General features: G+C 74.5%; 12 protein-coding genes. 6 read left to right on the top strand and 6 right to left on the bottom strand.

The window, feature by feature from the left end; all coding sequences use genetic code 11:
• Positions 1-262: 262 nt before the first annotated feature.
• A complete protein-coding gene (locus DK419_RS05480) occupies positions 263-1,156 on the bottom strand; it encodes a CYTH domain-containing protein (RefSeq protein ID WP_109958192.1) in 894 nt (297 codons plus the stop codon).
• Positions 1,157-1,358: 202 nt separating this feature from the next.
• Positions 1,359-1,967, bottom strand: a complete 609-nt coding sequence (locus DK419_RS05475; RefSeq protein WP_109958191.1) for a TetR/AcrR family transcriptional regulator — start codon at positions 1,965-1,967, stop codon at positions 1,359-1,361.
• Between the two features lie 80 nt (positions 1,968-2,047).
• Between DK419_RS05475 and DK419_RS05470 the strand changes: the two genes are divergently transcribed.
• Positions 2,048-3,355: an MFS transporter gene (locus DK419_RS05470; RefSeq protein WP_109958190.1), complete on the top strand. Its 1,308-nt coding sequence runs from the start codon at positions 2,048-2,050 to the stop codon at positions 3,353-3,355.
• Between the two features lie 20 nt (positions 3,356-3,375).
• Here the strand turns inward: DK419_RS05470 and DK419_RS05465 are convergent, their stop codons facing one another.
• Entirely contained in the window at positions 3,376-4,479 is a 1,104-nt protein-coding gene (locus tag DK419_RS05465; RefSeq protein ID WP_109958189.1) for a glycosyltransferase family 4 protein, read from the bottom strand.
• Positions 4,466-5,242, bottom strand: a complete 777-nt coding sequence (locus DK419_RS05460) for a polysaccharide deacetylase family protein (RefSeq protein WP_109958188.1) — start codon at positions 5,240-5,242, stop codon at positions 4,466-4,468. The genes DK419_RS05465 and DK419_RS05460 overlap by 14 nt, the downstream gene beginning before the upstream one ends.
• A gap of 302 nt (positions 5,243-5,544) precedes the next feature.
• Here DK419_RS05460 and DK419_RS29915 point away from each other — a divergent pair, with 302 nt between their 5' ends.
• The 5 genes from DK419_RS29915 (at position 5,545) to DK419_RS05440 (ending at position 11,346) form a co-directional block, all read left to right on the top strand.
• Positions 5,545-6,081, top strand: a complete 537-nt coding sequence (locus DK419_RS29915; protein ID WP_342587217.1) for a hypothetical protein — start codon at positions 5,545-5,547, stop codon at positions 6,079-6,081.
• Positions 5,976-6,485: a GNAT family N-acetyltransferase gene (locus DK419_RS29910; protein ID WP_342587223.1), complete on the top strand. Its 510-nt coding sequence runs from the start codon at positions 5,976-5,978 to the stop codon at positions 6,483-6,485. Before DK419_RS29915 ends, DK419_RS29910 begins: the two co-directional genes overlap by 106 nt.
• A 2-nt stretch (positions 6,486-6,487) precedes the next feature.
• Positions 6,488-7,756 (top strand): lipopolysaccharide biosynthesis protein, encoded by a 1,269-nt coding sequence (locus DK419_RS05450; RefSeq protein ID WP_109958187.1) that lies wholly within the window; start codon positions 6,488-6,490, stop codon positions 7,754-7,756.
• On the top strand, positions 7,750-9,129 hold the full coding sequence (locus DK419_RS05445) for an O-antigen ligase family protein (RefSeq protein ID WP_109958186.1): 1,380 nt from the start codon (positions 7,750-7,752) through the stop codon (positions 9,127-9,129). Before DK419_RS05450 ends, DK419_RS05445 begins: the two co-directional genes overlap by 7 nt.
• Before the next feature lie 96 nt (positions 9,130-9,225).
• Positions 9,226-11,346, top strand: a complete 2,121-nt coding sequence (locus DK419_RS05440) for a GumC family protein (protein WP_109958185.1) — start codon at positions 9,226-9,228, stop codon at positions 11,344-11,346.
• Positions 11,347-11,427: 81 nt separating this feature from the next.
• On the opposite strand, the gene DK419_RS05435 is transcribed toward DK419_RS05440, so the two are convergent.
• On the bottom strand, positions 11,428-11,742 hold the full coding sequence (locus DK419_RS05435; RefSeq protein WP_109958184.1) for a hypothetical protein: 315 nt from the start codon (positions 11,740-11,742) through the stop codon (positions 11,428-11,430).
• A gap of 245 nt (positions 11,743-11,987) precedes the next feature.
• Positions 11,988-12,470 carry an Lrp/AsnC family transcriptional regulator gene (locus DK419_RS05430; protein ID WP_109958183.1) on the bottom strand — a complete coding sequence of 161 codons (483 nt, stop codon included), beginning with the start codon at positions 12,468-12,470 and terminating at the stop codon, positions 11,988-11,990.
• Positions 12,471-12,525 lie beyond the last annotated feature (55 nt).

Below are 12,525 nucleotides of genomic sequence, written 5' to 3'. Positions count from 1 at the left end.
ACGGTCGTCCTGCCTCGCTGTTGCCCGCCCCGCCCGTTCCGAAACCGCGCGCGACCGGGACAAAGCGCGGCATGACGCGCAAGTGCGGCCGCGTCAACGGTCTCATGGATTACGCGGGACGGTTCGATCGTGCTGCCACGCTTGACCGTGCCGGCCCGGGCCCGCGACGCCTCGGTGCGGCCCGGTCACGAAAAATCCCGGGCTCCGGCAGGGCGGAACCCGGGATCGATCCTTCGTGCGACGGCCGCGGGGGCCGGAATGGTCAGGGCGTCGGCTGGGTCCGGCGCGGGCGCACGGTCCAGCGCTCGAAGGCCGGGGTGCCGTCGTCGCGGGCGGCGTCGCCGCCCGGCACCGCGGCGCCGAGCGCCTGGGACAGGCTCTCGATCACGTCGTCGATGCGGGTGTCCGGGTGGGGCTCCGGCGGCAGGGGCGGCGGAGCGGTCTCGGGGGACGCCTCGGCCTGGGGCGGCGCCGGCTCGTGCACGGCCTGGTGGACGGGCTCGTGAACCGGCTCGGGCTCGGGCGGCGGGGGAGCCGGCTCGGGCGCCGGCGGCGTGGCGATGCGGCGCAGGGCGTTGACCACCCCGGTCTCCTCGCCGTTGCGGCTCGGCGCGGCGTAGCGGCCGAAGCCGTAGCGGGGCTCGATCAGGTCGAGCACGGCGTCGAGGGCGGCGTTGGAGAGGGCGATCTCGCCCGGATGCGGCACGCCCTGGAGCGCGATGCTGCGGCCCTCGTAGGCCTGGTCGGCGCTCACTTCGGGGCCGAACCACGGCGGGACCGGGAAGCCGCTGGCCTCGTCGGGATTGTCGAACACCACCGTGACGACGTCGACGTTGCCGGGGGCGACGTAGCGGTCGATCAGGGCGTCGCAGCCGTTGCCGAGCGCCACCTGGGTCCGGTCGTAGGCGGCGCGGCCGGCGCAGACGTCGAGGAGCGCGTCGCCGTGGGCGCGCGGCACCTCGGTCCGCTCCTCGCTCGAGGCGCCGTTGTCGGAGGTGACCAGCACGAGGTGGCACTGGCCGCCGTCGACGCGCACGAACGACGTCCGGCCGGATTGGGGCGGGAAGTAACCTTCGGTGATGCGGGAGGAGCCGCGCTCCTTGCGGATCAGGCGGACCAGCGCCGGCGCAACCTGGAAACGTCGTACGAGGGTCATACGCTCAACTCCACGGGGGTCGCGGCCCAGAGGCTGCCTGTGAGGCGATGGACCGCGATCGGCGTCAACTCTCGCGTATCGACCGATCAAGGCGACGGAATCAAGACCATGCTGCCGCCGCCCCCCGGATTATTGACGGAATTCTATCCGTGGCGGGGCCTCGATGCGTCGGGTGCGGGGATTGGAACGGGGCTGGAGCCGCTCAGGCCAGGCTGGCGTCGATCAGGGTCTCGGCGGCGGCGGAGAGCGAGCGGTTCGGCCCCTCGGTCCCGAAGATCTGCCCGCAGGCGAAGGCGCCCTCGATGAGGAGCAGCAGGGCGTCGGCGAGGTGCTCCGGCGCGCGGGCGCCGGCCCATCCGGCCACCTCGGCGAGGCGGGCATGCAGGGCGTGCTTGCTGTCGAGTACCCGGAGGCGGACCGGATGGTCCGCCTCCGGGTACTCGACGACGGCGTTGGTGAGGCCGCAGCCGCGAAAGCCCGGCCGGGCGCTGCGCTGCGCGATGCCGGCGAGGAAGGCCGCGAGGCCCGCCCGCGGGTCGCCCGGATGGGCGGCCAGGGCCTCGTCGAGCCGGCCGAGCAGGCCCGCGGCGTAATCCTCGAGGCAGGCGACGACGAGCGCGTCCTTCGAGGCGAAGCCGCGATAGAGGCTCGGCTTCGTCACCCCGGCCCGGGCGACGATCTCGTCGACACCGACGCCGCGGATGCCGCGATCGTAGAACAGCTCGCGGGCGGCCGCCCGGATCCGGTCGCCGGCCCGGACCGGCTCGTTCCGGTCCGTCCCTTGCCCGTCCGTCCCTTGGCTGCCCGCCATCCGTTTCACCCTCGTGCCCCTTGACGATGTTACTGACCGGTACGTAACGTCCTAGCACGATTCGGGGAGGGTGTCCCAGCATGAGTTCGACGACGTCGCCGCAAGGCCTCGCCTCCCCCACCGCGCCGCGGCCGCGGCCGTTCGGGCAGAACTACGCCTTCGTGGTGGTGGGCGTGATCTTCCTGTGCCTGCTCGCGGCGGCGGGCCTGCGGGCCTCGCCGGGCGTGCTGATCCTGCCGCTCGAGCAGGCCTTCGGCTGGAGCCGCTCCACCACCTCCTTCGCCGCCGGGCTCGGCATCTTCCTGTACGGGCTCGTCGGTCCCTTCGCGGCGGCCCTGATGCAGAGCTTCGGCATCCGCCGCACGCTCCTCTGCGCGCTCGCACTGATGGCGGCCTCGACGGCATCGAGCGCGCTGATGAGCGAGCCCTGGCACCTCATCGCCACCTGGGGCGTGCTGTCGGGCCTCGGCAGCGGCTGCGTCGCCATCGTGCTCGGCGCCACGGTCGTGAACCGCTGGTTCGCCGTGCGCCGCGGCCTGTTCATGGGCCTCCTCACCGCCAGCACCGCCACCGGCACGCTGGTCTTCCTGCCGGGCCTCGCGGCGATCGCGCAGGCCGGCGGCTGGCAGCCGGTGGTGCTCACCGTCGCCTGCGCCATCGCGGCGTTGATCCCGGTCGTCGCCTGGCTGCTGCCGGAGCGCCCCTCCGACATCGGGCTCACCCCCTACGGCGCGGCCCCCGGCACGGCGTCCGAGCCGCCGCGGCGCGCCAACCCGTTCCGGGCCGCGATCGACGGGCTGGTGCGGGCGAGCGCCAAGGGGGATTTCTGGCTCCTGTTCGGCACCTTCTTCATCTGCGGGCTCACCACCAACGGGCTCGTGGGCACCCACCTGATCTCGTTCTGCGCCGACCAGGGCATCCCGGAGGTGCGGGCGGCCGGGCTGCTCGCGCTGATGGGCGTGTTCGACCTCATCGGCACCACCGGCTCGGGCTGGCTCACCGACCGCTACGACCCGCGCAAGCTCCTGTTCGTGTATTACGGCCTGCGCGGCCTGTCGCTGATGGCGCTGCCCTTCACCGACTTCTCGTTCTACAGCCTGTCGATCTTCGCGGTGTTCTACGGCCTCGACTGGATCGCCACGGTGCCGCCGACGGTGCGGCTCGCCAACGAGGCCTTCGGCGAGCGCGACGCCCCGATCGTGTTCGGCTGGATCGCCGCCGGCCACCAGTTGGGGGCCGCGACCGCGGCCTTCGGCGCCGGGCTGGTGCGGGCCTCCGAGGGGCGCTACCTCGAGGCGTTCCTCGCCGCCGGCCTCACCGCGCTCATGGCGGCGCTGATGTCGCTGATGATCGGCCGGATGCGCCAGACCGCTCCGGCGGCGGCCTGAAGGGCGCAGGCTCGCCCGCCTCAGGCGAGGGAGGCGAGCCCGGCCCGGTAGCCCTCGACGGCGCCGCCGAGCGAGAAGTCCGGCAGCGCCCGCCCGGCGGCCTCGCGCAGGACCGCCCGCCGGGCGGGATCGTCGAGGAGGGCGAGGGTCGTCCCGGCCCAGTCCTCGACGTCGAGCGGCCGCACCACGCCGCAGCCGCGCCCCTCCAGCAGCTCGCGGGCGGCACCGGAATGGGGCGAGGCGAGGACCGCCGCCCCGCTCTGGAGCGCCTCGTTGACGACGATGCCCCAGACGTCGCCGCGGCTCGGGAACAGCAGCAGTCGCGCCGAGGCGTGGGCCTCGGCGAGCGCGTCCTGGCCGAGATAGCCGTCGAACCGGGCCTCGATCCCGGCCTCGGAGAGGCGCTCCGCCATCTCCGCCCGCAGCGGCCCGTCGCCCGCCACCCGCACCCGCAGGGGACGGCCGGCGGCGGCGCAGGCCCGCATCACGTCGGTGAAGAAGCGCGCGCCCTTCACTTCCTCGTTGAGGATGCCGCAGAACAGCACGTCGTAGGCCCTCGCCTCGGGCGCGGGCAGCGGCGGCCGCGCCTCCCAGGCCGGGAAGAGCGGCGCGCGGACGATCCGCTCCGGCGCGAGCCCGTAGGCGGCGAGCAGCGCCCGGCTGCCCGCGCTCGGCGCCAGGCCGAAGGCCGCGCCCGGCACGATCAGCCGCCGCAGCGCTCGGTGGGCCGGCGAGCGCGCGCCCGGATCGGTCTCCGGCACGCCGTCGGTGCGGATCGCGTAGGGGATGCGCAGGGCACGCGCCGTGAGCGCGGCCATCGCCATGGTGGGCGAGAAGTCGTTCAGGATCACCGCCGCCGGCCGCGCGGCGGCGAGCCGCGTCACGATGCTCGGATTGACGTAGAGGTTGCGGACCGCGTCGCGGTGCCAGCGCAGGCCCGGCAGCACCGCGACGGCGTAGCCGTCCGCCGCGGCGAGCTCCCATTGCCGCGCCGGCTCGCGGGCGGCGCAGGCCAAAACCGCGAGCGGCCGGTCGAGGGCGGCGGCGAGCGCGCGGTAGAGCACCTGCGTGTAGGGGGCGAGCGCCCCGGTGACCACGACGACCGGTCGCCTATCGTCGCGCAACGCGGGCTCCCATCAGGGCGTCGAGCTCGTGGAGCGGCCATTCCGGCTCGAGCACGTGGCGCGGCATCGCCGCGAGATCCTCCACGCTGGCGGCCGCGCCGCGGCGGGTGGTGAAGAAGGTCGTGTAGCCGTGGGCGAGCGCCAGGCCGGGATCGCGCCCGGGCCGGTAGTCGCGCCCCGCGACACCCCAGGGGCAGGCGAAGTGCCGGACCGGCCGGCCGAACTCGGCCTCGAGGAGGGTGCGCGAGGCCCCGATCTCGCGCTCGGCCTCGGCATCCCCGAGCGTGGCGATGCGGGCGTGGCTGAGGCTGTGCGAGCCGACCTCCATGCCGGCCGCGAGCCACGCGGCGACGAGGCCGCGATCGGCGTAGGGACCGGGCGGGTCCGCCGGCGGCGCGTCGAGCCACGCGCCGACGAGGAACAGGATCGCCGGCACGCCGGCCTCGCGCAGGACCGGCAGCGCGACCTCGACCGTGTCGGCGTAGCCGTCGTCGAACGTGACGAGGAAGTGGCGCTCGCGCCCCGCCTCCCCGCGCGCCAGGAGCGCCGCCGCCTCGTCGGCCGAGACGAAGCGGCCGTGACGCTGCAGCAAGGCGATCTGGGCCGCGAAGCCGGCGCGGTGCCGCTCCGGCACCCGATGATAGCACAGGGTGTAGAGTCCCGGCGGCGCGTGGGCGAGGCGGCGCATTCGCGCCAGCGCCCGCAGCAGCAGCGCCCGGACCACCGGATGGTCGCGGGCGAGGGTCTTGAACGGTTGCAGCATCCCAGCCCGCCGTCGTCGAAGCGCCGCCCCCAGAGGTGAGCCCGGTCCGGCGTCGGAACAAGCCGACGAGACTACCGAGATTCCGGGGGGCGGTTGCCCGATGTCCCCAGCTTTCGCCGTCCGGCCGCCGCTCCGGCGCGACCGGGAGCCGCGCGGCCCGCCCACGGTGCGCCGCTTGCGTGGTGGGGGCCAGGGCGGCGAGATCTGTCGCATCCTGGCACGGGAATCCCATGACCGGAACGGAACGTGAGACGGGATTGCGGGTCGTCGCGGCGGCCGATGTGCCGTCCTGGGACGAGGCCGTGTGGGCGCTCCCCCGCGGCAGCATCTTCGCCGCCTCGGGCTGGGGCACCTACAAGGCGCGCCGCGGCGCCGGCCTCGCGCGGCTGAGCGTCCTCGACGACGCGGGCGATCTCCTCGGCCTGGCCCAGGTCCAGCTGCGCCGCCGCGGTCCGGCGCGGCAGGTCTACATCCAGGGCGGGCCGCTCCTCACCGACAAGGGCGAGCGCCACGGCGAGGCGGTGGTGCGCGCGCTCCTCGCCCATCTCGGCCTCGGTCCGCTCGACCTCGCGGTCGTGGATTTCGCCCGTGCCGAGAGCCCGGGCGCCGTGCTCGGGCTCCTGGCGGCCGGGTTCAAGCCGGTCGCGACCGCGGGGCGCCACACCCTGGAGGTGGACCTCACCCGGGGCTCGAGGCGGTGCTGGCCGAGACGGACCCGCGGTGGCGCCAGCGTCTGCGCAAGGCCGAGCGCAACCCGGCGCTCGCCGCCCGCTTCCTCGACGACCCGGCCGAGCGGCTCGCCGCCTTCGACGCCTTCGCGGGCATGTACGCGGCCCTGAAGACCCGGAAGGGGTTCTCGAACGACTTCGATACCGCCGCCTACCGCGACCTCGCGGCGAACGACCCGCACCACGTCATGCTGGAGATCCGGGAGGACGGCGAGCTCTGCCTGGTGCGGATCGCGCATCTCAGCCGGGACCGCTTCACCGACTTCTTCACCGCCTCGACCGAGCGCGCCAAGGCGAACGCCGCCGCCTATCTCGCGGTGTGGAGCTTCCTCCGCCGCGGCGCCGAGGCGGGCTGCCGGGTGTTCGATTTCGGCGGGATCGACCCGGCCGGCAACCGCGGCGTCTACGATTTCAAGCGCGGGCTCACCCGCAACGTCGCCTCGAGCGGGCCGCTCTGGCTCCACGGCCGCAGCCGCCTCGTGACCGCGGCGGCAGGCGCCCTGCTCGCCCGGTGACGATGGCCTCCGCCCTCCTCGCCCGCCTGCGCGGACCCGCCCTGCTCTCGCTCCTCGACCAGGGGGCGGTGAGCGGCTTCGGCTTCCTCGCCGGCATCGCGGCGGCCCGCCTGATCGACATGGAGGCGTTCGGGCGCTTCGCCCTCGTGCTCATCGTCGCGGGCTTCGCGCAGGGGCTCCACAACGCGCTGGTCACCGCGCCGCTGATGACGCTCGCCGGCAGCGTCCGCGACCCGGCCCGCTACGCCGCGGCGGTCAGCGCCGGCGCCCTGGTGCTGGCGGCGGGCCTCGCGCTCGGCGTCGCGGGCGTGCTCGCCCTGTACTTCGCCGCCCGCGGCGAGGCGGTTCCTCTCGACCTCGTCACCGCGGCCGGCGCGCTCACGCTCGCCCAGAATCTCCAGCTCACCGCCCGGCGCCTGCTGTTCGCCTATGACGGCGGGGGCTCCGCCCTCGCCATGGACCTCGCCCGGGCCGTGGCCTTCCCGCTCGGCGTCGCCGGCCTGTGGGGGCTCGGGGTCCCGCTCGATGCCGCCCGGCTCGTCGAGATCCTGGCGCTGACGGCGTTCGTGACGACGCTGCCGACGCTGCTCGGCCGGGCCTCGGATCCCGGGCGCCGGCGGCTGGCGACCGCCACCCGTCGGCACTGGCAGATGGCGCGCTGGCTCCTGCCGGTCGTGCTCGTCACCTTCGGGCAGGAGCAGCTGGTCTGGATCATCGCCGGCGGCGCGCTCGGCGACGAGGCGCTCGGCGGCCTGCGGGCGGCGCAGTACCTCGTCGGCATCGTGCTCCTGATGCTCGCCGCGACCGAGAACGTGGTGCCGACGGGCGCGGGCCGGGCCTACGCGACCGGCGGCGAGCCGGCCCTGCGGGCCTATCTCCTCGGCGTCACCCGCCGCCTCGGCGTGCCGGTGGGCTTCCTCCTCGCGGTGGTGGCGGTGCCGGCCGATCTCTGGCTGCGCCTCGTCTTCGGCGCGCCCTACGTTCCCTTCGCGCCGTGCCTGCGCTGGCTGGCGCTCGGGGTCGTGTTCATCTTCCTGCGGGACATGGTGGCGCAGATCTTCCGGGCCCGGCGCCGCACCGACGTGATCTTCCGCGCCTTCGCGGTCAGCCTCGCGGTGTCGCTGGCGCTGATCCAGCCGCTGCTCACCCGCTACGGCGCCACGGGGGCGGCGGCCGTGGTGGCGCTCGCCCACGCCGCCTCGCTGCTGGCGCTGCTCGCGGCTCTCCGCCGCGGCACCGTGCCGGAGGCCGGGAGCCCCGAGCGATGCTGAACGCCCTGATCGCAATCGCGGCGGCGACCTGGTTCACGGTCGCCTACCCGGTCCTGCGCCGCCGCCTCGCGGTGCGGGCCGCGTCCGCGAACGCGCCGGTCTTCTGGCCGCTCGCGCTCGTGACGGTGTTCGCCTTCATGCCGCTCGTCTTCACGGTGCCGCGCGAGGACGGCAACGCGGTGCTGGAGCAGGGGCTGACGGCCTCGAACGTCGTCACCATCGTGCTCACCGGCCTCACGGCGCTCTACCTGCTCGCCAAGATCGCCGCCGACCGCCGGGTGCTGACCCTGCCCTTCGCCATGCCCTACCTGCCGTTCACGATGATGATCGGGGTGAACGGCCTGAGCGCCGCCTGGTCGATCGTGCCGGCCTACACGCTCTACCGCACCGCCGAGCTCGCGGTGTTCACCCTCGCCTCGATCCTGATCTTCGACCGGCCCGACATCCGGCGGCGGCTGGCCGACCTCCTCGCCATCGTGACGGTCGCCTGGCTCGTCTCGGTGATCCCGGAAACCCTCCAGAGCCTCGCCCACGGCATCGTGTTCTCCTCGGCCAAGAACAACATGATGCCGCTCGTCTGCGCGCTCCTCGGCTTCGCCGCCTGGTTCGGCCCGCCCAACCCGCGGCGCGGCCGCTACCTGATGCTGGCGGCGGCCGGCTTCGTCATCGCGGGCTCCGCCGCCTCGACCGGCGCGCTGGTCGCGGTCGGGCCGGCGCTGATGATCGCCTCGCGCCGGCCCGGCCTGCGGCTCGCCGGCATCGTGCTGGCCCTCGTCGCGATCGCCGTGTTCCTGTTCCTGATGGTCGGCCTGTCGAGCTTCCCGGCCCTCCTCGACGCCCTCTCGGTCATCCTCCAGAAGCCCCGGGTCGAGCTCGCCAACGCTACCGGCCGCGGCCAGTTCTGGCCGGTCTTCATCGCGGCGACGCAGGACCGCCTGCTCGGCTCGGGCTTCTCGGCGGCGGACCGCTTCGTGCAGCTCCTGATCCCGACGACCGGGCTCGCCGACGAGCTCGGCCGCGACGCGGTGTTCATCACGAGCTCGCACAACATGTTCCTGAGCGCCTGGGCCGGCACCGGCCTCGTCGGCCTGGGCTTCGCGCTCGCGACCCTGATCGAGCCGATCCGCTTCGCGGCCCGCGCCGATCGCGGCACGCGCCGCATCGTCGCCTGCCTGATCCTGATGCTCGCCCTCAACGGGATGACGACGCCGGGCCTGTTCCAGGACTGGAACGTCAACGTGCTCGCCTACGTGGCGGTGCTGGCCACCGCGCGGGCGGCGCGGCGCGAGGCCGAGGCGACGGCGAGCGTGGCCGAGGCGACGATCCCCTCGCCGTCCTACGGCGGGACGGGCCGGGCCTGGCCCGCGGCTTGAAGCCCCTGGGGCAACGGGAATGTCGTCCGCTCCGCTCGTCCCGGAACGGACCACTTCCGCCCCGTAACGAGAGCCTGTGGGAGCCTTGGGCACGTCATGACCATGGTCGAGAACGTCCGAAACGGGCTGCTGATCGGCGCGGGCCCGCGGGGCGAGGAGGGGCGCGAGCCCTGGTTCCTCGATCCGCGGGAGATCCTGCGCACCGTGCGCCTGCGCTGGATCACGGTGCTGCTGCCCGTGCTCCTCCTCCTCGGTCTCGCCGCGGCCTGGACCCACCTGAACCCGCCGCAATACGCGGCCTCGACCCAGATCCTGATCGATCCGCGCGGGCTCCAGGTGGTCAAGGACGGGCTGACGCCGCCGGACCAGGCGAGCGACGCGAGCCTCCTCCTCGTCGACAGCCAGCTCCGGGTCCTGACCTCCGACGACGTGCTCGGCCGCGTCGTCGACCGCTTCGACCTCGCGCAGGATCCCGAGTTCCAGGGCCGCGAGACCCTGCTCGGCGCCCTCAAGGGCCTGGTCGCGCGGCTCACCGGCCGCACCGAGCCCCCGGCCGACCCGCGGCTCGCGGCGCTCAGGATCCTGCGCGACCGGACGGGGGCGCGGCGCCTCGAGCGCAGCTTCGTGCTCGAGCTCGGGGTGACCTCCGAGGACCGCGACAAGGCCGCTCGGCTGGCCCGCGGCGTCGCCGAGACCTACCTCGCCCGCGACGCCGCCACCCGCTCCGACACGACCCGGCGCGCCGGCGAGGCGATCGAGGGCCGGCTCGCCGAATTGCGCGACGCCCTGCGCAAGGCCGAGGACAAGGCGCAAGGATTCCGGGCCAGGCACAACCTCGTCGGCACCCGCGCCCAGCTCGTGAGCGAGCAGCAGCTGACCCAGCTCAGCGACCAGCTCGGCGCCGCCCGGGCGAAGGCGCTCGAGGCCGGCGCCCGCCTGCGCCAGATCGAGGGCGTGCTCGCCGGCGGTCCCTCCGATTCCGTCAACGAGATCGTCCAGAACCCGACGATCACCGCGCTCCGCGGCCAGCTCGCCGGGGTCGAGCGCCTGCGCGCCGACGCCGAGGAGACCTTGGGGAGACGCCATCCGAGCTACCAGGCCGCCCTGGTGCAGGAGAAGGCCGTGCGCGGCACGATCCAGGCCGAGATCCGCCGCATCGCGGCGGCGAGCCGCAACGACTACCAGGCGGCGCTCGCCAGCGCCCGGACCCTCGCCGACACCCTGGAGCGGCGCAAGGCCGACGCCCTGAAGGTCGGCGACGACTTCGTGCAGCTGCGCGAGCTCGAGCGCCAGGTCGAGGCGAGCCGCGCGGTCTACGAGGCCTTCCTGGTCCGCGCCCGGGAGCTGCAGGAGCAGCAGCGCCTCGACACCTCCGCCTCGCGGATCATCTCGCCGGCCTCGCCGCCGGAGAAGCGCCTCGGCCCCCCGACCCCGGTGGTCTTCGCCGCCGCCCTGGTGGCCGGGCTCGGGCTCGGCCTCGTCGGCAGCCTCGGCCTCGAGCTCCTGGCCGGCCGCGTCCGCTCGCGCCGGCGCCTCGAGGGCCATCTCGGCCGCTCCGGCCTCGACGCCCTGCCCCGGGCACCCCGCGGCGTCGCCGGCGCGGGCGCGTTCCGCGCCAGCTTCGGCACCGCGCGGGGCGACGGCTCCTACGAGGTCGCGCTCGCGCGCCTGCGCCACCGCCTCGCCGCCGCCGCGCCGGGGCAGAGGCCGCTCGTCGTCCTCGTCACCGCGGCGGACGACCGGACCGGCAAGTCGGTGCTGGCCCGGGCGCTGGCGCTCTCGGCCGCGTCCGACCGCGAGCGGGTGATCCTCGTCGATACCGACCCGAAGGGCCTCGTCACCCGCGACCTCGGCGCCGCGGCGCCGCGCGACCTCCCCGCGACCCTGCGCGAGCGCGGGACCCTGGGCGAGGCGCTCATCACCCTCGCGTCGGGCCTGCAGGTCCTGCCGCGGCCCTCCGACCTGCCGCGCGACCTCGCCGGCCGGCTCGCCGACGCGCTCCTGCGCAGCGACGCCGACCTCGTCGTCGTCGATCTCGGCCTCGTCGGCGGCAACGTGGTGACCGAGCGCCTCATCGCCGACGAGCGCATCCCGGTCCTCCTCCTCGCGGTGAGCGCCCGGCGCGGCCGGCTGGCCGCGGTCGACAGGGCGCTGAAGGCGATCGGTGCCGGCCGCCGCCCGCGGATCGTCGTCACCGACGTCGGCGCGCGGGACTGATGCAGCGCGCGGTCGGGCTGCCGTCGGGCTGCGCTCCAGATCCTTGTCCAGGTCCTCGTCCAGATCCTTGATCGCGCCGCGTCACGACCCGGCCCGGTCGAGCCCGGCGGCGATCAGCGCCCGGTCGAGGCCGTCGCCGCCGGCCGAGAGCGCCTCGCGCAAGGCGGCCTCGCCGTCATAGACCATCACGTCGCAGGCCTCCTCCACCGGATCCGCACCGCGATGCAGGCAGGTGCGGATCACGTAGCGGCCGTCCGGCGTGCGGTAGAGCGTCTGCGTCACCGGTACGGGGTCGCCGGGCGGACTCGTCGTCCGGCCGATCGGGTCGGCGAACAGGCTCACCGGATCCCGGCCCGGGCGCGGGGCCGGCGCGGAGGAGTCGTGGCTTTCCGGCATCGTCATCCTCCAGTCTTGCAACTCTGACAATGAAGCCGAGTAATAGCGGCGACAATACACCCTACGATCGCCGCCGCGGTCACAATTGACAACTCAGAGTTATATCTGCGCACCGAAACGCACTCGCTGAACTCTGGCGAACGGCGCCATGACAGCGCAAGCCGCGGTTCGACGCATCCCCGTTTTAGGGCATGACTGGTGCAGGAGTCAGGTTTTCACAGGTAAAGTGTGCGCAGGCCGCGCCGTTACGCGTCGAGCGCACCGTCGTCGAGGGGCGCGATCGGCTCGTCCTTGATCTGGTCGAGGGCGAGCGCGGTGCGCACCGTGCGCACGTTGGGCAGGCCGGTGAGGTGGCCGACGAGCTGCTGGAAGGCGCCGAGATTCGGCGCGACGCATTTGAGCAGGAAGTCGGTCTCGCCCGAGAGGGTCCAGCACTCGCGCACCAGCGGCCAGCCGCGCATCTCCGCCGCGAAGGCGGCGAGCTCCGCCTGGCCCTGCGCGGCGAGCTGCACCATGGCGAAGCACACCACCTCGTAGCCGAGCGCCTTGGGCTCGAGGAGCGCCCGGTAGCCGCGGATGATGCCGGCCTCCTCGAGCGCGCGGACCCGGCGCAGGCAGGGCGGCGCCGACAGGCCGACGCGCCGCGCCAGCTCCACGTTGGTGATGGAGCCGTCGGCCTGCAGCTCCCGGAGGATCGCCCAGTCGATGGCGTCGAGGCGGGCGGGCAAGGCGGCTACGCGATCCTGGCGGGTGACGGGTCGAGGGTGAGTAGCCGCCCGGCGG

It is taken from the genome of Methylobacterium terrae (assembly GCF_003173755.1).
Lineage (GTDB): Bacteria > Pseudomonadota > Alphaproteobacteria > Rhizobiales > Beijerinckiaceae > Methylobacterium > Methylobacterium terrae.
The sequence above is the reverse complement of the archived record's forward strand: the minus strand, read 5'-3'. Positions and strand labels throughout refer to the sequence as shown.